Genomic DNA, 21,341 nt, shown 5'->3' on the forward strand with positions numbered 1-21,341 from the left:
TCTTACTTCTTGGAAGAGGACTTGGGTCGCTGCGGGCCCTTGCGCTGGCCGGACTGGGCCCGACTGCGGCCGCCGCCGGACTTGGGGGCCGCCTTGCCGGCCGCGTCCGACGATCCCGCGTCCGCCGGGTCGTCGGACTTGCTGAGCGAGGTCGTCGGCGCGGTGCTCTCGGCGCCGGTCTTCTCGGCACCGCCCGCGGGCTTGGGACCGCCGGCGCCCTGGCGCTTCGCCTTCGGCTGCCGCTTGGGCTGCTGACGCTTCGCGACGCCGGGGGTGGCCGGCGTGCCGTCCTCGGTCACGGTGGCCACGGCGCCCTCGCTCTTCACGACGTTGCCGTCGGGCTGGGCCGCGAGACCCGCCTTGCTGAGGCCGTTGATGAACTTGCGCTCGTAATCGTTGCGATCCCGGCCCTTGGCGACGATGGCCTTGACGATGGCGCGCTGACCACGTCCGCGGGTCTTGCCGTTCTGCGTGACGTGCTTGGTCAACCGCTCCAGGTACGCGGCCTGCGCCTTGGAACCCGGGGTCGGGTTGTTGTGGATGACGTACATCTGCTGGCCCATGGTCCACACGTTGGTGGTCAGCCAGTAGACGAGGACACCGACCGGGAAGTTGATACCGAAGACGGCGAACATGATCGGGAAGATGTACATCAGCATCTTCTGTTGCTGCATGAACGGCGTCTTCACCGAGGTGTCGACGTTCTTCGTCATCAGCTGGCGCTGTGTGTAGAACTGCGACAGCGACATCAGGACGATCATGATGGCGGTGACGATCCGCACGTCGAGGATCGACGAGCCGAGCGCTTCGACCTTGTCCGCGCTGTCGGTGAACTTGGCGGCGAGCGGGGCGCCGAAGATGTGCGCCTTCTGCGCGCTCTCCAGGAGCCGCTCGTTGATCACGCCGATCGTGTCGTTCGACGCGATGCTGTTCAACACGTGGTAGAGGGCGAAGAAGAACGGCGACTGCGCCAGGATGGGAAGGCACGAGGAGAGCGGGTTGGTGCCCGTCTCCTTGTACAGCTTCATCATCTCTTCGGACTGACGCTGCTTGTCGTTCTTGTAGCGCTCCTGGATCTTCTTCATCTCGGGCTGCAGCGTCTGCATGGCCCGGGTCGCCTTGATCTGCTTCACGAAGAGCGGGATCAGGCAGATGCGGATCAGGATCACCAGCGACACGATGGACAGGCCCCAGGCCCAGCCCGTGTCAGGGCCGAAGAGCGCACCGTACAGCGAGTGGAACTGGACGATGACCCACGAAACGGGTGTGGTGATGAAGCTGAAGAGGCTGGCAATCGTGTCCACTAATCATGCTCCTTGGGCATGGGACGGGGTCTCTGCGGCCGGGCTTGAAGGGACGTCGCTCGCGGTAGTCGAGTGAACGCTCTCTTCGGTGGCCGTTTCGGCGGCGGAGGGCCCGCCCTTGCGTGCGCGCCATGTGTTGCGCAGCATCTCGTGCCACCGCGGGCGCTTACGCGGCGGGACATGGTCCACGCCGCCCAGCGACCACGGATTGCAACGCAGGATGCGCCAGGCCGTGAGTGCGGTGCCCTTGAGGGCACCATGCCGGTCAATGGCCGTGTAGCCGTAGTGGGAACACGACGGGTAGTACTTGCACACCGGCCCCAGCAGCGGGCTGATGGTCCACTGGTACAGCTTGATCAGCGCCAGCAGCGGGTACTTCATCGCGCGCCCCCTCCCAGCAGCCGCTGTAGGGCGGCATCCAGGTCTCGGGCCAGCTGTGCGTGGTCGGCGTCGCCCGCACCGGGCAGCGCTCGTACCACTACCAGGCTACCGGGGGGCAGCAGGTCGACCCTGTCACGCATCAGATGGCGCAGTCTGCGCTTCACTTTGTTGCGTACGACCGCGCCACCGACAGCCTTGCTCACGACGAAACCCGCACGTGTCCGGGGAGCGCTCTCCCCAGGCGCGTGCGGGTCCGTGGCACCGCTACGAAGGTGGACGACGAGGAGCGGGCGTCCGGCCCGGCGCCCTCGTCGTACCGCGGTCGCGAAGTCCTCGCGCCGCCTCAGCCGGTTCTCGGTGGGCAGCACGACGTCATGACCTGATCGGGATCAGGCGGACAGACGGGCGCGACCCTTGCTACGGCGGGACGCAAGAATCGCGCGGCCGGCACGGGTACGCATACGCAGCCGGAAGCCGTGGGTCTTGGCGCGACGACGGTTGTTCGGCTGGAAGGTGCGCTTGCTCACTCGGGGGCTCCAGAAGAAATCGGGGTTTGCGGGGTGCCGTCCTGGCTGTCACCGTGCGCCCACGAGTAGCTCGCGTTACGCCCGAGTGCACCGCTTTCCGATCACCTTGACGCGATCTGTGCCCATCGGAGGCAGGCGGCAGCAGCCATCGACAACTCGACCTGGTTACGGTACGCGCGGCTACGCCATTCGGTCAAACCAGGGGCGGCGGGGAGACACTGTCCACAGGCTGGGGACAACAACTTGAACCGTACCCGTCGCCCTGACTACCGTGACTGGACTCCGATTCGTTCCCTTATCCCCGCCCGACCCGATTTACATCCCGACCCGTCCCACAACCACACGTTCGTGGGACCCGTGAGAGAGCGTGCCCTGTGGCTGACGTACCTGCCGATCTTGCCGCAGTGTGGCCACGAGTACTCGAGCAACTTCTCGGTGAGGGCCGTGGACAGGGCGTCGAGACCAAGGACGAACACTGGATCAGGCGTTGCCAGCCGCTCGCGCTTGTCGCCGACACCGCGCTGCTCGCCGTGCCGAACGAGTTCGCGAAGGGTGTCCTGGAGGGACGCCTGGCACCGATCGTGAGCGAGACGCTCAGCCGTGAGTGCGGCCGCCCGATCCGGATCGCGATCACCGTCGACGACTCCGCGGGCGACCCCCCGCCCTCGCCGCCCCCGGCCCAGCACCAGCGCCGCTACGAGGAGCCCGAGCAGCTCCCCTCGCCGGGTCAGTACGAGGGGTACGGCCGCCACCGTGCCGAGCAGCTCCAGAACTCGCCCGGCGATCAGCTCCCCAACCCGCGCCCCGCCTATCCCTCGGAGTACCAGCGCCCCGAGCCGGGTGCCTGGCCGCGGCAGCAGCAGGACGAGTACAGCTGGCAGCAGCCGCGCCTCGGCTTCCCCGAGCGCGACCCGTACGCGACGCCGTCCCGGGAGTCGTACGACGCGCCGGAGTCCTACGGTCCACCGGACACGTACAGCTCACAGGACTCGTACGGTCCGCAGGACACCTACGGCTCGCAGGACTCGTACGGCCCCCCGTCCCGCGACTCCTACGGCCCGCCCGGGCAGGACTACCGTCCGCAGGGCCGGGAGCGGCCGTACGACCAGCAGCGCTCCGAGTACGAGCCGTCGCGTGGTGACTACGACCAGCGCGACGCCCGGCGGGAACTGCCCGAGCAGTCGGTCGGCGGCGGCCAGCACCGCGGTCCGGCCGGCGCCACGCTGCCGGTGTCCAGCGGCGCCCCCGGCCCGCTGGCCGCGCAGCCCGCGCCGGCGACCGGTCCCGGGGAGCCGACGGCGCGCCTGAACCCGAAGTACCTCTTCGACACCTTCGTCATCGGCGCCTCGAACCGCTTCGCGCACGCGGCCGCCGTGGCCGTCGCGGAGGCGCCGGCGAAGGCGTACAACCCCCTCTTCATCTATGGGGAGTCGGGGCTCGGCAAGACCCACCTGCTGCACGCGATCGGACACTACGCGCGGAGCCTGTACCCGGGCACGCGCGTGCGGTACGTGAGCTCGGAGGAGTTCACCAACGAGTTCATCAACTCCATCCGCGACGGCAAGGGCGACAGCTTCCGCAAGCGGTACCGGGAGATGGACATCCTGCTCGTCGACGACATCCAGTTCCTCGCGGACAAGGAGTCGACGCAGGAGGAGTTCTTCCACACCTTCAACACGCTCCACAACGCGAACAAGCAGATCGTGCTGTCCAGCGACCGGCCGCCGAAGCAGCTGGTGACGCTGGAGGACCGGCTGCGGAACCGTTTCGAGTGGGGACTGATCACGGACGTCCAGCCACCGGAGCTGGAGACCCGGATCGCGATTCTGCGCAAGAAGGCGGTGCAGGAGCAGCTCAACGCCCCGCCGGAGGTACTGGAGTTCATCGCCTCGCGGATCTCGCGGAACATCCGGGAGCTGGAGGGCGCGCTGATCAGGGTGACGGCGTTCGCCTCGCTCAACCGGCAGCCCGTGGACCTGGGGCTGACGGAGATCGTCCTCAAGGACTTGATCCCCGGCGGCGAGGACTCCACCCCGGAGATCACCTCCACGGCCATCATGAGCGCCACCGCCGACTACTTCGGCCTGACGGTCGAGGACCTGTGCGGCAGCTCCCGCGGCCGCCAGCTCGTCACGGCCCGCCAGATCGCCATGTACCTGTGCCGTGAGCTGACCGATCTGTCGCTGCCGAAGATCGGCGCGCTGTTCGGCGGGCGCGACCACACGACGGTGATGCACGCGGACCGCAAGATCCGCAATCTGATGGCCGAGCGGCGCTCCATCTACAACCAGGTGACCGAGCTGACGAACCGCATCAAGAACGGCTGACAGCCGCCGCCACAGGCCACTGAGGGCGCCCCGGGACGAGATCTCCCGGGGCGCCCTTCGTCGTTCCGCCGTCATCCCCTGTTCGAATCCGTGCCGGGTTACGGCCCCTCTCCACAGATTCGGCGAGTTTTTCCCGTCCACATGCTGGGGACTGGGAAGTTGTCCAGATCGTGTCCACAGCCGTGCCTGTTGAAAGACCATCAGACCAGGTCAACTGCCTGTGGATTGGTGGACGAAGGATCTCCACAGACTGTGGACGGACGAGGGATCCACACCCTGTGCACGAAGTTGTCCACGGGCAACCCACAGGCCGGGGGCGGTTGTCCCCAGCGATCCCCAGCTTCTCCACAGCTCTGTCCACTGTTCGGCAACGCGACGCGCCTGCTCACCGGGTCGAGTGAAAGGCGTCACACAAAGGTGCCAGGTTGGGCTGTGGGAAAGCCGGGTAAAGCTGGGGACGGCGCTGGGGAGAAGTCGCCTCGGCCTGTGCACGGGGTGTGCAGAACTTTCTTTTCTCCACAGACAGCCCCGGTTGTCCACCGCCGTCGCCCACAGGGCCCGTGGACAAAATTTCCGCTCTGAGCTGCGCAAACGCGGTTATCCACGGTATCCACAGCCCCTACTACTACTCCCGACCAGAGAGAGTGAGAAATCCGCTTCGAAGGGGGTCCTGTGCACAACTCGCCCTTCGAGGCCCGGCTGCCCCTCGTCACGACTTGACCCCGAGAGGCGCCTACTGTCAGTGCGGTGCGTCAGACTGGTCCCCGGTGTTCTTCCCACCCCAGGGCCAGCGACACCGAGACAGACGACGAAGCCAGGCAGGGCGAGAAGCGCCGGCAACAGCAGGAGGCGGCAACAGTGAAGATCCGGGTGGAACGCGACGTACTCGCGGAGGCCGTGGCCTGGGCGGCGCGCAGCCTCCCGGCGCGGCCGCCGGCGCCTGTCCTCGCCGGCCTGCTGCTGAAGGCCGAGGACGGCCAGCTGAGCCTGTCCAGCTTCGACTACGAGGTCTCCGCACGTGTGTCGGTGGAGGCCGAGGTCGACGAGGACGGCACGGTGCTCGTCTCCGGCCGCCTGCTCGCCGACATCTCCCGCGCCCTGCCCAACCGGCCGGTGGAGATTTCCACAGACGGTGTACGGGCGACGGTGGTGTGCGGCTCCTCGCGGTTCACACTCCACACCCTGCCTGTGGAGGAGTACCCGGCGCTGCCGCAGATGCCGAACGCGACGGGCACGGTCCCCGGCGAGGTCTTCGCCTCCGCGGCCGCCCAGGTCGCCATCGCCGCCGGCCGGGACGACACGCTGCCCGTGCTGACCGGCGTGCGCATCGAGATCGAGGGCGACCGGGTCACGCTCGCCTCCACCGACCGCTACCGCTTCGCGGTCCGTGAGTTCCTGTGGAAGCCGGAGAACCCGGAGGCCTCCGCGGTCGCCCTGGTGCCCGCCAAGACGCTCCTGGACACCGCCAAGGCACTGACCAGCGGCGACAGCGTCACGCTGGCGCTGTCCGGCTCGGGTGCGGGCGAGGGCCTGATCGGCTTCGAGGGCGCCGGACGGCGTACGACGACCCGCCTGCTGGAGGGCGACCTCCCGAAGTACCGCACGCTCTTCCCGACGGAGTTCAACAGCGTCGCCGTCATCGAGACCCCGCCGTTCGTCGAGGCCGTCAAGCGCGTGGCCCTGGTCGCCGAGCGGAACACCCCGGTGCGGCTGAGCTTCGAGCAGGGCGTGCTGATCCTGGAGGCCGGCTCCAGCGACGACGCACAGGCTGTGGAAAGGGTCGACGCGCAGCTGGAGGGCGACGACATCTCGATCGCCTTCAACCCCACCTTCCTGCTGGACGGCCTGAGCGCCATCGACTCCCCGGTGGCCCAGCTGTCCTTCACGACGTCCACCAAGCCCGCCCTGCTCAGCGGCAAGCCGGCGCTCGACGCCGAGGCGGACGAGGCGTACAAGTACCTGATCATGCCGGTGCGGCTCAGCGGCTGACGAGGTCCGGGCCGGGCGGTCCGGTGATCCACAGCCCTCGCGGTCCTGTGGATCACCGGATGCGAAAGCCGCAGGTGGGGCGGTACGCGTGAGCGCGTATGCCCACAGATGTGCGCGACCGTCCGGGTCTAGGCTCGGACACGGGTACGAACGTGCCCGACGCCACCTCGCAACACCTGTCGCAACCTAAGGAACACAACTGATGGAGCTCGGTCTCGTCGGCCTCGGCAAGATGGGCGGCAACATGCGCGAGCGGATCCGCCGCGCCGGCCACACCGTCGTCGGATACGACCGCAATCCGGACCTCGCCGATGTCCACAGCCTGGAAGAACTTGTGGGCAAGCTCAGCGGCCCGCGCGTCGTGTGGGTGATGGTCCCGGCAGGGGCCGCCACCCAGTCGACCATCGACCAGCTGGCCGAGCTCCTGGAGCCCGGGGACGTCGTTGTGGACGGCGGCAACTCCCGCTGGACGGACGACGAGAAGCACGCGGAGGAGCTGGCCGCCAAGGGCATAGGCTTCGTCGACTGCGGTGTCTCCGGCGGCGTCTGGGGCCTGGAGAACGGCTACGCGCTGATGTACGGCGGCTCCGCGGCGGACGTCGCCAAGGTGCGGCCCGTCTTCGACGCGCTCAAGCCGGAGGGCGACTTCGGCTCCGTACACGCCGGCAAGGTCGGCGCGGGTCACTTCGCGAAGATGGTCCACAACGGCATCGAGTACGCCATGATGCAGGCCTACGCCGAGGGCTGGGAGCTGCTGGAGAAGGTCGACTCCGTGACCGACGTCCGGGAGGTCTTCCGCTCCTGGCAGGAGGGCACCGTCATCCGCTCCTGGCTGCTGGACCTCGCGGTCAACGCCCTCGACGAGGACGAGCACCTGGACAAGCTGCGCGGTTACGCACAGGACTCCGGCGAAGGCCGCTGGACCGTGGAGGCCGCCATCGACAACGCCGTGCCGCTGCCCGCGATCACGGCCTCCCTCTTCGCGCGGTTCGCCTCGCGCCAGGAGGACTCCCCGCAGATGAAGATGATCGCGGCGCTGCGCAACCAGTTCGGCGGCCACGCGGTCGAGAAGAAGTAGTCCCGAGAAGCAGCCCGAAGCAGTAGCAACCAAGCAGCAACCAAGCGGACCGGGGGAGGTCGGCGCACCACCATGCACGTCACGCATCTGTCGCTCGCCGACTTCCGCTCATACGCCCGGGTCGAGGTCCCGCTCGACCCGGGCGTCACCGCGTTCGTCGGCCCCAACGGCCAGGGCAAGACGAACCTCGTCGAGGCCGTCGGCTACCTGGCCACCCTCGGCAGCCACCGCGTCTCCTCCGACGCTCCGCTGGTCCGCATGGGCGCCGAGCGGGCGGTGATCCGCGCCCAGGTCCGCCAGGGCGAACGGCAGCAACTCATCGAGCTGGAGCTGAACCCCGGCAAGGCGAACCGCGCCCGTATCAACAGGTCCTCGCAGGTCAGGCCCCGTGACGTACTCGGCATCGTCCGGACGGTGCTGTTCGCCCCCGAGGATCTCGCCCTGGTCAAGGGCGACCCCGGCGAGCGGCGCCGCTTCCTGGACGAGCTGATCACCGCCCGCTCCCCGCGGATGGCCGGCGTGCGCTCCGACTACGACCGGGTCCTCAAGCAGCGCAACACCCTGCTGAAGTCCGCCGCGCTGGCCCGGCGGCACGGCGGCCGCTCCATGGACCTGTCCACCCTGGACGTCTGGGACCAGCACCTCGCGCGCGTGGGCGCCGAGCTGCTCGCCCAGCGCCTCGAACTGATCTCCGCGCTCCAGCCGCTCGCGGACAAGGCCTACGAGCAGCTCGCGCCCGGCGGCGGTCCGGTCGCCCTGGAGTACAAGCCGTCGTCCCCGGGCGACGCCCACACGCGCGAGGCGCTCCACGAGCAGCTCATGGCCACCCTCGCCGACGCCCGAAAGCAGGAGATCGAGCGCGGCGTCACCCTGGTGGGACCCCACCGGGACGACCTGAACCTCAAGCTGGGCGCGCTGCCCGCCAAGGGCTACGCCTCCCACGGCGAGTCCTGGTCCTACGCGCTGGCGCTGCGTCTGGCCTCCTACGACCTGCTGCGCGCCGAGGGCAACGAGCCCGTGCTGATCCTCGACGACGTCTTCGCCGAGCTCGACACCCGCCGCCGCGAGCGGCTGGCCGAACTCGTCGCGCCCGGCGAGCAGGTGCTGGTGACGGCCGCGGTCGACGACGACGTACCGCATGTGCTGGTGGGGGCGCGGTACACCGTGGCCGACGGGGCGGTGGAGCGGGTATGACGGCGGACGGACCGGCCCCGGGGAAGAACCCCGAACCGTCCGGCGTCGACCTCGCGCGGGTGGCGCTGCGGGCGGCGAAGGAGGCGGCACGCGCGCGGGGTGACGCGGTGCAGCAGAAGAGACAGGCGCGCCGCGGCGGCCTGCGCTCCGGCGCACGCGCCGACGGCCGCGACCCCATGGCGCTCGGCTCGGCGATCAACCGGCTGATCAGCGAGCGCGGCTGGGAGGCGCCGGCCGCGGTGGGCGGGGTGATGGGCCGCTGGCCGCAGATCGTCGGCGACGACGTGGCCAAGCACTGCGTCCCCGAGAGGTACGACGAGGACGAGCGGGTGCTGCTCGTGCGCTGCGACTCCACCGCCTGGGCCACCAACCTGCGGCTGCTCGCCCCCACCCTGGTCGCGCGGCTCAACGAGGACCTCGGCCACGGCGCGGTCAAGGCGATCAAGGTGCAGGGCCCCAGCGGCCCCACCCGTCGCTACGGCCCCCTGCGCGCCCCCGGGAGCACCGGCCCCGGCGACACCTACGGCTGAACCGCGCCGCTCACGGCTGCGTCGCGCCTCTTTCGGAAGTGAACTGCATCACGTCCCGAATGTGACCGACGCCACGTCTGCTGCCCTCTACGACCGGGGTTCTCCACAGGCCCGCTCTGATCGTCGTACAACCGCACGCGGTTGCGAATCCTGACCTGACGCCGGAGTAGCGAAGGGTTGACGCCCGGAAGCGCTGAGTGCCTCCGTGAGCCTCTTGGAGCCCCCTTCCACATATCGGGACCCGGAAGAGGATGGTTCAGGGCGGCACATGCGGACTCAGGTACCGGCAAACCCCCATCACTGTCGGCGCTACCGGTAGACTGGGAGACAATCCCGCCCCGATCGTGGGGACCGCCCGGGAAAAGCTGAGCAACGCTGAACAAGGCTTACCAACGCAACATGCCGCAGCCGCTCCGGCAACCCGCCGACGAGCCCGGCTCGTGCTGTGCCAGAAAGGGCGCTTCGTGGCCGATTCCGGCAACCCCAACGAGAACATCCCGTCCACCGACGCCGGCGCGACCGCCGCGGCCACCGCATCGAGCGGCGAGGTCACGGCCTCGTACGACGCCAGCGCCATCACCGTCCTCGAGGGTCTGGACGCGGTCCGCAAGCGACCCGGCATGTACATCGGCTCGACCGGTGAACGCGGCCTTCACCACCTCGTGTACGAGGTCGTCGACAACTCCGTCGACGAGGCGCTGGCCGGCCACGCGGACACCATCGACATCACGATCCTCCCCGACGGCGGGGTCCGGGTCGTCGACAACGGTCGAGGCATCCCGGTGGGCATCGTCCCGTCCGAGAACAAGCCCGCCCTGGAGGTCGTGCTGACCGTCCTGCACGCGGGCGGCAAGTTCGGCGGCGGCGGCTACGCGGTCTCCGGCGGTCTGCACGGCGTCGGCGTGTCCGTCGTCAACGCCCTGTCCTCCAAGGTCGCCGTCGAGGTCAGGACCGACGGCCACCGCTGGACGCAGGACTACAAGATGGGCGTCCCGACGGCCCCGCTCTCCCAGCACGAGGCGACCGACGAGACCGGCACGTCGGTGACGTTCTGGGCCGACGCGGACATCTTCGAGACCACGGAGTACTCCTTCGAGACGCTCTCGCGGCGTTTCCAGGAGATGGCGTTCCTGAACAAGGGCCTCACGATCAAGCTCACCGACGAGCGCGAGTCGGCCAAGGCCACGGCGGGCGCGGACGAGGCGGGCGCGGACGAGAAGCAGGAGCCCAAGACCGTCACGTACCACTACGAGGGCGGCATCGTCGACTTCGTGACGTACCTCAACTCCCGCAAGGGGGACGTGGTGCACCCGTCCGTCATCGACCTGCAGGCGGAGGACAAGGACAAGAACCTGTCCCTCGAGGTCGCGATGCAGTGGAACAGCGGTTACACCGAGGGCGTCTACTCGTTCGCGAACATCATCCACACGCACGAGGGCGGTACGCACGAAGAGGGCTTCCGCGCCGCGCTGACCTCGCTGATCAACAAGTACGCGCGCGACAAGAAGCTGCTGCGCGAGAAGGACGACAACCTCACGGGTGACGACATCCGCGAGGGTCTGACGGCGATCATCTCGGTCAAGCTGAGCGAGCCCCAGTTCGAGGGCCAGACCAAGACCAAGCTGGGCAACACGGAGGCGAAGACCTTCGTGCAGAAGGTCGTCTACGAGCACCTCAACGACTGGCTGGACCGCAACCCGGTCGAGGCCGCCGACATCATCCGCAAGGGCATCCAGGCGGCCACCGCGCGCGTGGCGGCCCGCAAGGCGCGTGACCTCACCCGGCGCAAGGGCCTGCTGGAGAGCGCGTCGCTGCCGGGCAAGCTGTCCGACTGCCAGTCGAACGACCCCATCAAGTGCGAGATCTTCATCGTCGAGGGTGACTCCGCCGGCGGCTCGGCCAAGTCCGGCCGCAACCCGGAGTACCAGGCGATCCTCCCGATCCGAGGCAAGATCCTCAATGTCGAGAAGGCGCGCATCGACAAGATCCTGCAGAACCAGGAGATCCAGGCGCTGATCTCCGCCTTCGGCACCGGTGTGCACGAGGACTTCGACATCGAGAAGCTCCGCTATCACAAGATCATCCTGATGGCGGACGCCGACGTCGACGGCCAGCACATCAACACCCTGCTGCTGACCTTCCTGTTCCGCTTCATGCGGCCGCTGGTGGAGGCGGGCCACGTCTTCCTGTCCCGTCCCCCGCTCTACAAGATCAAGTGGGGCCGGGAGGACATCGACTACGCGTACTCCGACCGCGAGCGGGACGCGCTGATCGAGATGGGCCGCCAGCGCGGCAAGAGGATCAGGGAGGACTCGATCCAGCGCTTCAAGGGTCTCGGTGAGATGAACGCCGAGGAGCTGCGCATCACCACGATGGACCAGGAGCACCGCGTCCTCGGCCAGGTCACCCTCGACGACGCCGCGCAGGCCGACGAGTTGTTCTCGGTCCTGATGGGCGAGGACGTCGAGGCCCGCCGCCAGTTCATCCAGCGCAACGCCAAGGACGTCCGCTTCCTCGACATCTGAGTCGGTCTCAGCTGACCGCTCCAGGAAGGATCTTCACCAGCTATGGCCGACGAGAACACCCCTGTCACGCCTGAGGACGAGGGCCAGATCCTCCGTGTCGAGCCCGTCGGGCTCGAGACGGAGATGCAGCGCTCGTACCTCGACTACGCGATGTCCGTCATCGTCTCCCGTGCGCTGCCGGACGTCCGGGACGGCCTCAAGCCCGTCCACCGCCGCGTCCTGTACGCGATGTACGACGGCGGCTACCGCCCCGAGCGCGGCTTCTACAAGTGCGCGCGCGTGGTCGGCGACGTCATGGGCAACTACCACCCCCACGGCGACAGCTCCATCTACGACGCCCTGGTCCGCCTGGCCCAGCCGTGGTCGATGCGCATGCCGCTCGTCGACTCCAACGGCAACTTCGGCTCGCCGGGCAACGACCCGGCGGCGGCCATGCGCTACACCGAGTGCAAGATGGCGCCGCTGTCGATGGAGATGGTCCGCGACATCGACGAGGAGACCGTCGACTTCACGGACAACTACGACGGCCGCTCCCAGGAGCCGACCGTCCTGCCCGCCCGCTTCCCCAACCTGCTGATCAACGGCTCGGCCGGCATCGCGGTCGGCATGGCGACCAACATCCCGCCGCACAACCTGCGCGAGGTCGCGGCCGGTGCCCAGTGGTACCTGGAGAACCCGGAGGCCTCGCACGAGGAGCTCCTGGACGCGCTGATCGAGCGCATCAAGGGCCCGGACTTCCCCACCGGCGCCCTGGTCGTGGGCCGCAAGGGCATCGAGGAGGCGTACCGCACCGGGCGCGGCTCCATCACGATGCGCGCGGTGGTCGAGGTCGAGGAGATCCAGGGCCGCCAGTGCCTGGTGGTCACCGAGCTGCCGTACCAGGTGAACCCGGACAACCTCGCGCAGAAGATCGCCGACCTGGTCAAGGACGGCAAGATCGGCGGCATCGCCGACGTCCGCGACGAGACCAGCTCCCGTACCGGTCAGCGGCTCGTCATCGTCCTGAAGCGGGACGCGGTCGCCAAGGTCGTGCTGAACAACCTCTACAAGCACACCGACCTCCAGACGAACTTCGGCGCCAACATGCTGGCGCTGGTCGACGGGGTGCCGCGCACGCTGTCGCTGGACGCGTTCATCCGCCACTGGGTGACGCACCAGATCGAGGTCATCGTCCGCCGTACGCGCTTCCGGCTGCGCAAGGCCGAGGAGCGGGCGCACATCCTGCGCGGCCTGCTGAAGGCCCTGGACGCCATCGACGACGTCATCGCCCTCATCCGGGCCAGCGACACGGTCGAGATCGCGCGTACGGGCCTGATGGAGCTGCTGGAGATCGACGAGATCCAGGCCAACGCCATCCTGGAGATGCAGCTGCGCCGACTGGCCGCCCTGGAGCGCCAGAAGATCGTCCAGGAGCACGACGAGCTCCAGGCGAAGATCACCGAGTACAACGCGATCCTGGCCTCGCCGGTCCGCCAGCGCGGCATCGTCAGCGAGGAGCTCGCCGCGATCGTCGAGAAGTTCGGCGACGACCGCAAGACCACGCTGGTGCCCTACGACGGTGACATGTCCATCGAGGACCTGATCGCCGAAGAGGACATCGTGGTGACCGTCTCGCGCGGTGGCTACGTCAAGCGCACCAAGACCGTCGACTACCGGGCGCAGAAGCGCGGGGGCAAGGGCGTGCGCGGGACGAAGCTGAAGGAGGACGACATCGTCGACCACTTCTTCGTCTCCACCACGCACCACTGGCTGCTGTTCTTCACCAACAAGGGCCGCGTCTACCGGGCGAAGGCCTACGAGCTTCCCGACGCCGGCCGCGACGCGCGCGGGCAGCACGTCGCGAACCTGCTGGCCTTCCAGCCGGACGAGGCGATCGCCGAGATCCTCGCGATCCGTGACTACGAGGCGGCGCCGTACCTGGTCCTGGCGACCAAGGGCGGCCTGGTGAAGAAGACCTCGCTCAAGGACTACGACTCCCCGCGTTCGGGTGGTGTCATCGCGATCAATCTGCGCGAGCGGGAGGACGGATCCGACGACGAACTGATCGGGGCCGAACTCGTGTCGCCGGACGACGATCTTCTGCTGATCAGCAAGAAGGCGCAGTCGATCAGGTTCACCGCGACGGACGAGTCGCTTCGCCCGATGGGACGTGCGACATCCGGTGTGAAGGGCATGAGTTTCCGCGAGGGGGACGAACTGCTCTCGATGAATGTTGTTCGACCCGGTACGTTCGTGTTCACTGCCACAGACGGCGGGTACGCGAAGCGGACCGTCGTCGACGAGTACCGCGTCCAGGGTCGCGGCGGCCTCGGCATCAAGGCTGCCAAGATCGTCGAGGACCGTGGTTCGCTCGTCGGCGCGCTGGTGGTCGAGGAGACCGACGAGATCCTCGCCATCACGCTGTCCGGCGGTGTGATTCGCACGCGAGTCAACGAGGTCAGGGAGACGGGCCGTGACACCATGGGCGTCCAACTGATCAATCTGGGCAAGCGCGATGCCGTGGTCGGTATCGCTCGTAACGCCGAGGCGGGACGCGAGGCGGAAGAGGTCGACGGCGGTCTGGCTGTCGACGACTCCGCCGAGGGTGCCGAGGGTGCTGTTACCACCGGCACGGACGAGGGCGCGGCGCCCTCGGCCGAGTAGCACGAGGAGTGAGTCAGCGTGAGCGGAGCCACGGGCGCCGGATCGACCGGTATCCCGGCCGGTAGTTCGACCGGCGCGGAGACGGGCGGCGGCGGCCGTGGCTCCGCCGCGTCTGCGACGGACCCGCACACCACCCAGTTGCGGGCGATCAAGTCGCCCGCGAAGGATGCTCAGACGCCCTCCAACTCGCCTGACACTCATGGATCCCAGGGGGGAACTGTGACGGACACCCGTGGCCCGCAGACCCAGCACTACGCGGCTGGAGCGGGCCCGGCCGCTCCAGCGGGCGCCCAGCCGCAGCCGGCGGGCGCCCCGCAGACGGCTTCCCCGCTGCCCGGCGAGCGACCGGCCGAGCAGCAGGCCTCCGGGCCGTACCACCCGCCGCAGGCCTACCCGGCAGCGCCGGGCGCCGCGAACGCGGTACGCCGGCCGCGCACTGGCGCGCGCACCACGCCGCGGGTGCGCAAGGCGCGGCTGCGGGTGGCGAAGGCCGACCCCTGGTCCGTGATGAAGGTCAGCTTCCTGCTCTCCATCGCGCTCGGCATCTGCACGATCGTGGCGTCGGCGGTGCTGTGGATGGTCATGGACGCCATGGGTGTCTTCTCCACGGTCGGCGGCACGATCTCCGAGGCGACCGGCTCGAACGAGTCGAACGGCTTCGACCTGCAGGCGTTCCTGTCGCTGCCCAACGTCCTGATGTTCACGGCGATCATCGCGGTCATCGACGTCGTCCTCGCGACGGCGCTGGCGACGCTCGGCGCGTTCATCTACAACCTCTCCGCGGGCTTCGTCGGCGGGGTGGAGCTGACGCTGGCCGAGGACGAGTGACGGTCCCCTAAACGTCCTGCGACTATCGATTTTGGGAGTGCCGCAGTCGTGCGCTAATCTTCAGGAGTCAGCGCGCGGGACACACACCGCAGAGCGCGGCGGGGCTATAGCTCAGTTGGTTAGAGCGCATCCCTGATAAGGATGAGGCCACAGGTTCAAATCCTGTTAGCCCCACCGAGGCGTAACGCCTGGTCAGATGGCCGGTAGATCCCCAGGATCTACCGGCCATCTACATTTGTGGATCTTGCTACCCCACTACTACCCCGTAACAAAGCCCGGTTGGGTCGGGGTGATGTCTGCGGGGCCCTCTACTCTTGCAGGACGCCCCCTGCCGACTCACTCGGCAGGGGGCGCTGTCGGTCCGGCCGTGGCCTCCCGTCCTCGACCGGATCGAGTAGCAGCCTAATCGAACGTTCATCCGAATAGGCTGCTAGGGGAAGCCTGCCACGCTCGCCGCACTCAAGTCGACAGATTCACTCACGACCATGCGGGGATCAACGGGACATTCGCATGCATAGTCGGTCGAACAGGCAGCGAAGGATTTGTGCGCGAATGGTCTACACCCTGTAGACGCGGGGCTGCTGTGGGTAAAGTGCGTGGTGGGGAGGCGGAAGAGATCGCTCCGTCCGCCTGACGCACAACCCCAGACAAGCCCGACCCAGGTGCGCACAGGGGTCTGCCCGGCCGAGGAGCTCGGGAGGCTACCCGAGGCCGGCTGCCCCGGCCCTTGGTCGGAAGGGCGCCCCCCGCCGGACGATACGGCGGGGGGCGCTTCCTAGGACAGTAAACCGCCCCGCCCTCCAGTACGGAGGACGGGGCGGCCGCGCTCAACCGGAGACCGGCTGGCGCTGCGGGACTGCGGACGCACATCACACAGCCCCGCGACCAACGGGGCACCAACACGGCACCCAAGCGGCCGCCCCTGCGGGGGACTGAGGGGCGGCCGCCCACCCGCTACCGGCGCGGTCGGCGGCGCTTCCGGGAGCGAGGCAACGGAGGGACAGGGTCACTGAGGACGATGTCCCGCTTCGGAGGAGCCTGAGGCGGCGTCGACCGGCACCACCCACGGCAGACAGGGATGTCGGCGCCGGCCGCGGTGGCTCCAGGGTTCGCGATGACGTCGCAGGCCCCTGCGGTGAGTGGTCGGCTGCACCGGGCGCAGTTCACCGCTCGGCCCCCCTCGACACCGCGCTGGCGCGCTGCCTGCGGGTCTCCCGATAGGCCGCGAGGTAGTCCTGGCCGAGCTGCTTGGCTCCGTCACAGACCGGATGCCGGACAGCGAAGCCCTTGTGGCACTGCCCGCACTCGGCGATGTGGGCGCAGTAGGCGCTCCAGGCGGCAGCCATCGGGTCGGTCATGCGCCGACCTCCTCCGCCAGCTGGTGGAGGCCCGCGGCGATCAGCCGAGCGACCGTGAGCGGCGCGCACAACTCGCCGGCCGAAGGCATCGGCACTGACCAGTACGAGACCTTCGGGACGTACGTCGTGGCGTCGACCCGGGGCACGCCAAGGAGAGTCTCGCGTCCGAGGACATCGACGTCCTGCTCGCGCCAGTCGTCAGCAGCTCCGCGCCAGGTGATCGGGACACGGCCCGGCACCAGGGCGTAGTACCGGCCGCCATGGTGGGGGTCGCAGATGACCGGGCCGCCCAGAGCGTCAGCCAGGAAGGGGTCGACGACGCCGGAGTCGTCGCTCGCGGCGAGCGCGAAGATCAGCCGTCCAGGGATGCGTACGGCGGAGAAGAGGCCGCCCAGGGGCAGCATCGCCACCTGGTGCTCCTGCCACTCCATGCGGGCTCGGGCGTGGTCGGACGGGGGGAGGGTCGACAGGAGCCAGTGCTCGACTGCCAGGCGCCGGTCTGAAGAGGGGTGGACCAGCACCCCGGGTTCGGTCTCCACGGGCCGCACTGCGGACACGTGGTGGGTGGGGGCGGTACCGTGCGCCATGTCGACTCCAACCAGTCGGCCATGCCCCGGGAGGTAGCCGCCTCGCCGGGGTTACTTGTGCCTCCCGACGCTACGAGCGTGACCCGCGCCACATCCAGCAATGTTCACGAATGTTCGCTGAGATCCGGTCATCCAGCTGAGCGGCTTGCAGGCACTCTTGACCCCGTCGCCCATCCGCGTCAGCGTGTGAACATTCGTGTACACGCCGAGCGCGGGAGGCCGCCATGTCACTACGGTTCATCGGCATCGACCCGAACACCGGTCAGTCCGAGAGCCCGACCGTCTGGGTCGACGAGAGCAGGGGCGAGCTGGTCATTCAGGGGTGGAAGCCCGACCAGGTCACGGAAGCGGAGTGCGCGGCCTTCACGGTGCCGGGCCACGCCGTCGGCATCCCCGAGACCGAGCAAGTTGTGCGGGTACCGGCCCGCATGGTGCCGATCCTGAGGGAGGCGTGCGATGCCGCAGAGCGTGCCCAGCTTTCCTGATCTACTGGACACCGCCGAACACTCGGCGGTCCATCTGGAGATGCGCGACGCGTACGGCGTGACGGGGGAGGCAGACGCCTTCACGCGCTGGAAGATGTCCGGCGAAGTCGATGACGACCCCGAGTCCGCCTACTGGGCACCGTGGACAGAGCTGATCCGTCGGACCATCGCCCGCGGCGTCACCGTGCGGCGGGCCCGGATCGTCTCGGAGCCGGTCAGCGAATACATCCGATACGAGCACGCGGGCACGGCCGCGAACGTGGCCGCCGGTGAACAAGTCCGCTGGCTGCCCCGACGCCGTGCTTCGGACATCGCGCTGCCCGGAAACGACTTCTGGCTGTTCGACGGCCGTCTGATCCGGTGGAACCACTTCACCGGGGACGGGGCCAGCGCGCCAGGAGAGATCAGCGAGGACCCGGACGCAGCCCGTCTGTGCGCCGACGCCTTCGAGGCGGTCTGGGCACGGGCCATCCCGCACGACGAGTACAAGATCAGCTAGCACGAAGGGTCCAGCCCCAGCACATGGCCACCTCTCCCTCCTCCTCAGCCCAGGCCGCGCGCGAACGCGTCGCCCGACGGCTGCGAGACCTGCGCGCCGACGCAGGCCTGACCGGGAAGGAGCTGGCCGCGCGCTGTGGCTGGACCCACCCCAAGACGAGCCGACTCGAGAACGCCCGCACGCCACCGACGCCAGACGACATCCGCCGCTGGTGCCACGCGTGCGAGGCCGACGACCAGGCCGCCGACGTCATCGCCCAGTCGCGGGACGCCGAGTCCGCCTACATGGAGTGGCGACGCCAAGTACGCGCCGGGCTGCGGCGCCTCCAGGACAGCGCCGGCGACCTCTTCCGCAACACGCAGCACTTCAGGGTCTACTCGCCCACCCTCGTGCCAGGCCTACTCCAGACCGAGGGATACGCCCGCGGCATCCTGGCCGGCGTCGCCGAGCTGTACGACGCGCCGGACGACGTCGACCAGGCCGCCGCCGCCCGCATGGAGCGCTCGAAGATCGTGCACGAGCCGGGCCACCGCTTCGTGATGGTGATCGAAGAGGCCGTTCTCTACCACCAGCTCGGCGACGCCGACGCCATGGCCGCCCAGCTCGGCTACCTCCTGACCGCCGGCGCCCTGCCCTCGGTGTCCCTCGGCATCATCCCGAGGACGACACAGCGGACGATCTGGCCCCAGGAGGTATTCCACGTCTACGACGACCAGCTGGTGTCCGTGGAGCTGATGTCCGCCCGCGTGCGAGTCACCCAGCCGTCAGAAGTCGCCCTCTACCTGAAGGCCTTCGAGAAGCTCCGCGGGATGGCCGTGTACGGGGCGGACGCGCGGGCCCTGGTCCTCCGGGCCATCGAGGCCCTGCACTGACCCCAGACACGACGAATAGCCCCCTCCCGCCCGAAGGCAGGAGGGGGCCAGATCAACGTGTCAGGAGCGCGATCACGCCCGTCGCGGCGCCAGCGACGCCCGTCAGCGCACCGACGGCCGCCAGGGGCCACCGGTTCCTCTTCAAGGCCTCGACATCCTCACGGATGGCGTCGAGGTCCTTCTCCGTGTCGTCACGGAGCTGGACCAGGTCCTGCTCGTGCCGCGCCGATCTCTCAACGAGCACCGACAGCGAGCCCTTGACCTCCGCGAATCCCGTTGCGACCGTGCCGCGGAGCCGCTCCAGCTCCACGGCAACAGTCGCATCCGGAACGGTCACCGGCGCTTCACGATCTCGGTGAGACCCGGTCCCTCCGAACCACCAGACGTCGCCACGGCCGTGAGCACGGTGAGCACCGCAGCGCCGGCGCCGAGCGTCAGGCCCTCACCCCAGTTGGCGCTGATGAGGCCGAGCTCCTCGAGGCCGAGAGTACCGACGAGGACCTGGGCGAAGGTGCGGACCGACCGCTCGCCGGTCGCCTTCCAGAAGGGCAGGGTGAACATGGGCTACTCCTTGACGTCGAAGCCGCGGCGCTTGCCGAGCTTGGTGAGGGAAGCGATGCCGGGCGTGCCGTCGGCGTCGGCGCCGGACCAGCCACAACGCCGCTGCCAGGCCGCGTAGGCCGTGACGGTGGCGGTGCCGAAGTGGCCGTCCGCCAGGCTCTTGGTGAGGAGGCCCTCGGCAACGAGGGCGGCCTCCACGGTCCTCGTCCCGGCGTACGAGACCGGTGTGCCGGGCTTGGGCGGATCGGCCTTCCGCGCGGCGACGAGCTGGGAGAGGTCGACTACCGGGTGCGTCGCCCCCGGCGATGGCGGGCCGGGCTTCCCGCCCGGGCGGGGTGCGCCCTTCTTCACCCAGGCGTACAGGTCCGGGCCGGGGCACTCGGTGCTGTAGCCGTCCCGGTGGCCGAGGATCTCCTTCCCGGCGCCGCGCTTCTGCAGGTCCTCGATTCCGTCGCGGAGCGCGTGCAGGAGCTCATCGGTCGGCTCGGTAAGCCCTTCGTCCCCGATCAGGGCCACGATCGCGTAGTGGGCCTGGTTGAGCTTCTGATTGCCGTTGGCGCCCGTTCGCTTGCCCGGCCCTCGGCCCTCGAGGACGTAGCCGTGCACGCAGGCACCGCGGTTGTACGCGATGTCCGAGTAGTTCTCCTCGGTGTTCGCGAGGTGGGCCTCCCGGATGCTGCGCCAAAGGGCGATACACCGGGAGTGGTCCTTGGCCAGGGCAGCGGAGACCGCCTGGCCGAGCCAGTGGACCTTGACACCCTTCGCTGTCGCCTGGGCGGGGGCAGCGGAAGCCGGCCAGCCGAGCTGCCCTCGTGTAACGAGTTCCATCAGCCGCTCCCCTCCTGCCCACCATTGGACGCGGCGACAACCGCCCAGTTCTTCGCCTTCCACAGGTCGTCCAGCGCCTTCGTGACTTCCGGACCGGCCAGCGTCCCGGCGAGCCGGTGCGCCAGGTCGTGGAAGGGCTTGCTCACCTCCTGGAGGTGAGGGGGCAGGTGGTCGAACCGGAAGTTGCGGAGCATCTGGGTAATCGCGGGATGGACCACTGCGGCCATGCATTCCTCCAGGGCATGAGAAAGCCCCGGCCGGCTGGCTCGGGGCTGCGGGGTGGTGAGGGGCTACGCCGGGTGCGCGAACTGGATCTCGATCGTGGGCCGGACACCGCCCGTCGCCGTCAGGAGGGGGTTGCTGGTGTCCTGGCCTGGCGCGATCTGGATGTAGTCGCCTACCCCCAGTAGGGCCGTGAGGTAGCCGTCCACGGTATGGCTGGAGTTGGTGAACGAGCTCGAATTGCGGAAGTGGCCGCCGGGTGCGAGTGTCCCGCTGACGAAGATGCCCAGCGTGCGTGCCGTCCCGGCCACCGAGCCGTTGAAGCCGGCCCGCGCGTCGACCTTGTACCAGCCCGGGACTTGGCAGGTGTAGCGGGTGGGTGATGCCGCCGACCAGCCGCCGAGGTCGTCGACGTTGACGGTCTCCCAGCTGAGGGAGTTGGCGTTGTCAGGGTTGGCGGACCCGGTCGTCGGGATGGACTGGTTGGTGTCGCGCGTCGCCTTGAAGACGACCCGCCCCGACAGAGCAGCAGAGTTGGCCCGCTCCTCGGTCATGATCATGCCGGGCAGCCAGCCCGGGAATGCGATGAAGGTCACGAGGTCC

At 68.8% G+C, this 21,341-nt stretch carries 22 protein-coding genes and 1 tRNA gene; 12 read left to right on the top strand and 11 right to left on the bottom strand.

What is annotated here, in order from left to right; all coding sequences use genetic code 11:
• Positions 1-2 precede the first annotated feature (2 nt).
• The 4 genes from yidC to rpmH are packed head-to-tail and all read right to left on the bottom strand — an operon-like array spanning position 3 to position 2,212.
• On the bottom strand, positions 3-1,304 hold the full coding sequence (yidC, locus tag ACZ7LV_RS29595; RefSeq protein WP_471943728.1) for a membrane protein insertase YidC: 1,302 nt from the start codon (positions 1,302-1,304) through the stop codon (positions 3-5).
• A 3-nt stretch (positions 1,305-1,307) separates the two neighbouring features.
• On the bottom strand, positions 1,308-1,685 hold the full coding sequence (gene yidD, locus ACZ7LV_RS29600; RefSeq protein ID WP_471943730.1) for a membrane protein insertion efficiency factor YidD: 378 nt from the start codon (positions 1,683-1,685) through the stop codon (positions 1,308-1,310).
• A complete protein-coding gene (gene rnpA / locus ACZ7LV_RS29605) occupies positions 1,682-2,053 on the bottom strand; it encodes a ribonuclease P protein component (RefSeq protein ID WP_401675061.1) in 372 nt (123 codons plus the stop codon). Before rnpA ends, yidD begins: the two co-directional genes overlap by 4 nt.
• Positions 2,054-2,074: 21 nt before the next feature.
• Positions 2,075-2,212, bottom strand: a complete 138-nt coding sequence (gene rpmH / locus ACZ7LV_RS29610; protein WP_003956500.1) for a 50S ribosomal protein L34 — start codon at positions 2,210-2,212, stop codon at positions 2,075-2,077.
• Positions 2,213-2,586: 374 nt separating this feature from the next.
• Between rpmH and dnaA the strand changes: the two genes are divergently transcribed.
• The 9 genes from dnaA (at position 2,587) to ACZ7LV_RS29655 (ending at position 15,500) form a co-directional block, all read left to right on the top strand.
• On the top strand, positions 2,587-4,539 hold the full coding sequence (gene dnaA / locus ACZ7LV_RS29615; protein WP_471943732.1) for a chromosomal replication initiator protein DnaA: 1,953 nt from the start codon (positions 2,587-2,589) through the stop codon (positions 4,537-4,539).
• Positions 4,540-5,397: 858 nt separating this feature from the next.
• A complete protein-coding gene (gene dnaN / locus ACZ7LV_RS29620) occupies positions 5,398-6,528 on the top strand; it encodes a DNA polymerase III subunit beta (RefSeq protein WP_401675066.1) in 1,131 nt (376 codons plus the stop codon).
• A gap of 202 nt (positions 6,529-6,730) precedes the next feature.
• The gene (gnd, locus tag ACZ7LV_RS29625) at positions 6,731-7,606 is read left to right on the top strand and encodes a phosphogluconate dehydrogenase (NAD(+)-dependent, decarboxylating) (RefSeq protein ID WP_401675069.1); all 876 of its coding nucleotides are present in this window, start codon (positions 6,731-6,733) and stop codon (positions 7,604-7,606) included.
• A 72-nt stretch (positions 7,607-7,678) separates the two neighbouring features.
• Positions 7,679-8,800 (top strand): DNA replication/repair protein RecF, encoded by a 1,122-nt coding sequence (gene recF, locus ACZ7LV_RS29630; protein WP_471943735.1) that lies wholly within the window; start codon positions 7,679-7,681, stop codon positions 8,798-8,800.
• The gene (locus ACZ7LV_RS29635; RefSeq protein WP_401675073.1) at positions 8,797-9,330 is read left to right on the top strand and encodes a DciA family protein; all 534 of its coding nucleotides are present in this window, start codon (positions 8,797-8,799) and stop codon (positions 9,328-9,330) included. The genes recF and ACZ7LV_RS29635 overlap by 4 nt, the downstream gene beginning before the upstream one ends.
• Before the next feature lie 440 nt (positions 9,331-9,770).
• The gene (gyrB, locus tag ACZ7LV_RS29640) at positions 9,771-11,855 is read left to right on the top strand and encodes a DNA topoisomerase (ATP-hydrolyzing) subunit B (RefSeq protein ID WP_471943737.1); all 2,085 of its coding nucleotides are present in this window, start codon (positions 9,771-9,773) and stop codon (positions 11,853-11,855) included.
• A 42-nt stretch (positions 11,856-11,897) separates the two neighbouring features.
• Complete coding sequence (gene gyrA, locus ACZ7LV_RS29645; protein WP_471943739.1) at positions 11,898-14,498, top strand: DNA gyrase subunit A; 2,601 nt, start codon at positions 11,898-11,900, stop codon at positions 14,496-14,498.
• Positions 14,499-14,516: 18 nt separating this feature from the next.
• Positions 14,517-15,326 carry a DUF3566 domain-containing protein gene (locus tag ACZ7LV_RS29650; protein ID WP_401675082.1) on the top strand — a complete coding sequence of 270 codons (810 nt, stop codon included), beginning with the start codon at positions 14,517-14,519 and terminating at the stop codon, positions 15,324-15,326.
• A 100-nt stretch (positions 15,327-15,426) separates the two neighbouring features.
• Positions 15,427-15,500 (top strand) — tRNA-Ile (locus ACZ7LV_RS29655).
• A gap of 989 nt (positions 15,501-16,489) precedes the next feature.
• On the opposite strand, the gene ACZ7LV_RS29660 is transcribed toward ACZ7LV_RS29655, so the two are convergent.
• Positions 16,490-16,684, bottom strand: a complete 195-nt coding sequence (locus ACZ7LV_RS29660; RefSeq protein ID WP_471943741.1) for a hypothetical protein — start codon at positions 16,682-16,684, stop codon at positions 16,490-16,492.
• A complete protein-coding gene (locus ACZ7LV_RS29665) occupies positions 16,681-17,271 on the bottom strand; it encodes a hypothetical protein (RefSeq protein ID WP_471943743.1) in 591 nt (196 codons plus the stop codon). Before ACZ7LV_RS29665 ends, ACZ7LV_RS29660 begins: the two co-directional genes overlap by 4 nt.
• A gap of 224 nt (positions 17,272-17,495) precedes the next feature.
• Between ACZ7LV_RS29665 and ACZ7LV_RS29670 the strand changes: the two genes are divergently transcribed.
• Genes ACZ7LV_RS29670 through ACZ7LV_RS29680 form a run of 3 tightly spaced genes read left to right on the top strand, consistent with a single transcriptional unit; the run spans position 17,496 to position 19,127 of the window.
• Positions 17,496-17,756, top strand: coding sequence for a hypothetical protein (locus ACZ7LV_RS29670; RefSeq protein ID WP_471943745.1), 261 nt, complete (start codon positions 17,496-17,498; stop codon positions 17,754-17,756).
• Positions 17,728-18,255, top strand: coding sequence for a DUF6879 family protein (locus ACZ7LV_RS29675; RefSeq protein ID WP_471943747.1), 528 nt, complete (start codon positions 17,728-17,730; stop codon positions 18,253-18,255). Before ACZ7LV_RS29670 ends, ACZ7LV_RS29675 begins: the two co-directional genes overlap by 29 nt.
• A 23-nt stretch (positions 18,256-18,278) precedes the next feature.
• Entirely contained in the window at positions 18,279-19,127 is an 849-nt protein-coding gene (locus tag ACZ7LV_RS29680) for a helix-turn-helix domain-containing protein (RefSeq protein WP_471943749.1), read from the top strand.
• Between the two features lie 52 nt (positions 19,128-19,179).
• Here ACZ7LV_RS29680 and ACZ7LV_RS29685 read toward each other — a convergent pair whose 3' ends face one another.
• From ACZ7LV_RS29685 to ACZ7LV_RS29705, 5 genes are all read right to left on the bottom strand, one after another.
• The gene (locus ACZ7LV_RS29685) at positions 19,180-19,464 is read right to left on the bottom strand and encodes a hypothetical protein (RefSeq protein WP_471943751.1); all 285 of its coding nucleotides are present in this window, start codon (positions 19,462-19,464) and stop codon (positions 19,180-19,182) included.
• Positions 19,461-19,688 carry a holin gene (locus ACZ7LV_RS29690; RefSeq protein ID WP_471943753.1) on the bottom strand — a complete coding sequence of 76 codons (228 nt, stop codon included), beginning with the start codon at positions 19,686-19,688 and terminating at the stop codon, positions 19,461-19,463. The genes ACZ7LV_RS29685 and ACZ7LV_RS29690 overlap by 4 nt, the downstream gene beginning before the upstream one ends.
• A gap of 3 nt (positions 19,689-19,691) precedes the next feature.
• Positions 19,692-20,516, bottom strand: coding sequence for an N-acetylmuramoyl-L-alanine amidase (locus ACZ7LV_RS29695; protein WP_471943755.1), 825 nt, complete (start codon positions 20,514-20,516; stop codon positions 19,692-19,694).
• Entirely contained in the window at positions 20,516-20,743 is a 228-nt protein-coding gene (locus ACZ7LV_RS29700) for a hypothetical protein (protein ID WP_471943757.1), read from the bottom strand. Before ACZ7LV_RS29700 ends, ACZ7LV_RS29695 begins: the two co-directional genes overlap by 1 nt.
• Positions 20,744-20,806: 63 nt before the next feature.
• Positions 20,807-21,334, bottom strand: a complete 528-nt coding sequence (locus tag ACZ7LV_RS29705; protein ID WP_471943759.1) for a hypothetical protein — start codon at positions 21,332-21,334, stop codon at positions 20,807-20,809.
• Positions 21,335-21,341 lie beyond the last annotated feature (7 nt).

The sequence above is a fragment of the Streptomyces sp. NPDC107562 genome (genome assembly GCF_055657325.1).

What these genes read in the sequence shown, in the direction of transcription:
- ACZ7LV_RS29660 (WP_471943741.1), bottom strand. Translation starts at nt 16,684, where the DNA reads ATGACCGACCCGATGGCTGCCGCCTGGAGCGCCTACTGCGCCCACATC.
- ACZ7LV_RS29690 (WP_471943753.1), bottom strand. Translation starts at nt 19,688, where the DNA reads ATGTTCACCCTGCCCTTCTGGAAGGCGACCGGCGAGCGGTCGGTCCGC.
- recF (WP_471943735.1), top strand. Translation starts at nt 7,679, where the DNA reads ATGCACGTCACGCATCTGTCGCTCGCCGACTTCCGCTCATACGCCCGG.
- ACZ7LV_RS29675 (WP_471943747.1), top strand. Translation starts at nt 17,728, where the DNA reads ATGCCGCAGAGCGTGCCCAGCTTTCCTGATCTACTGGACACCGCCGAA.
- ACZ7LV_RS29665 (WP_471943743.1), bottom strand. Translation starts at nt 17,271, where the DNA reads ATGGCGCACGGTACCGCCCCCACCCACCACGTGTCCGCAGTGCGGCCC.
- gyrA (WP_471943739.1), top strand. Translation starts at nt 11,898, where the DNA reads ATGGCCGACGAGAACACCCCTGTCACGCCTGAGGACGAGGGCCAGATC.
- ACZ7LV_RS29635 (WP_401675073.1), top strand. Translation starts at nt 8,797, where the DNA reads ATGACGGCGGACGGACCGGCCCCGGGGAAGAACCCCGAACCGTCCGGC.
- ACZ7LV_RS29700 (WP_471943757.1), bottom strand. Translation starts at nt 20,743, where the DNA reads ATGGCCGCAGTGGTCCATCCCGCGATTACCCAGATGCTCCGCAACTTC.
- ACZ7LV_RS29670 (WP_471943745.1), top strand. Translation starts at nt 17,496, where the DNA reads ATGTCACTACGGTTCATCGGCATCGACCCGAACACCGGTCAGTCCGAG.
- yidD (WP_471943730.1), bottom strand. Translation starts at nt 1,685, where the DNA reads ATGAAGTACCCGCTGCTGGCGCTGATCAAGCTGTACCAGTGGACCATC.
- gnd (WP_401675069.1), top strand. Translation starts at nt 6,731, where the DNA reads ATGGAGCTCGGTCTCGTCGGCCTCGGCAAGATGGGCGGCAACATGCGC.
- ACZ7LV_RS29695 (WP_471943755.1), bottom strand. Translation starts at nt 20,516, where the DNA reads ATGGAACTCGTTACACGAGGGCAGCTCGGCTGGCCGGCTTCCGCTGCC.
- ACZ7LV_RS29680 (WP_471943749.1), top strand. Translation starts at nt 18,279, where the DNA reads ATGGCCACCTCTCCCTCCTCCTCAGCCCAGGCCGCGCGCGAACGCGTC.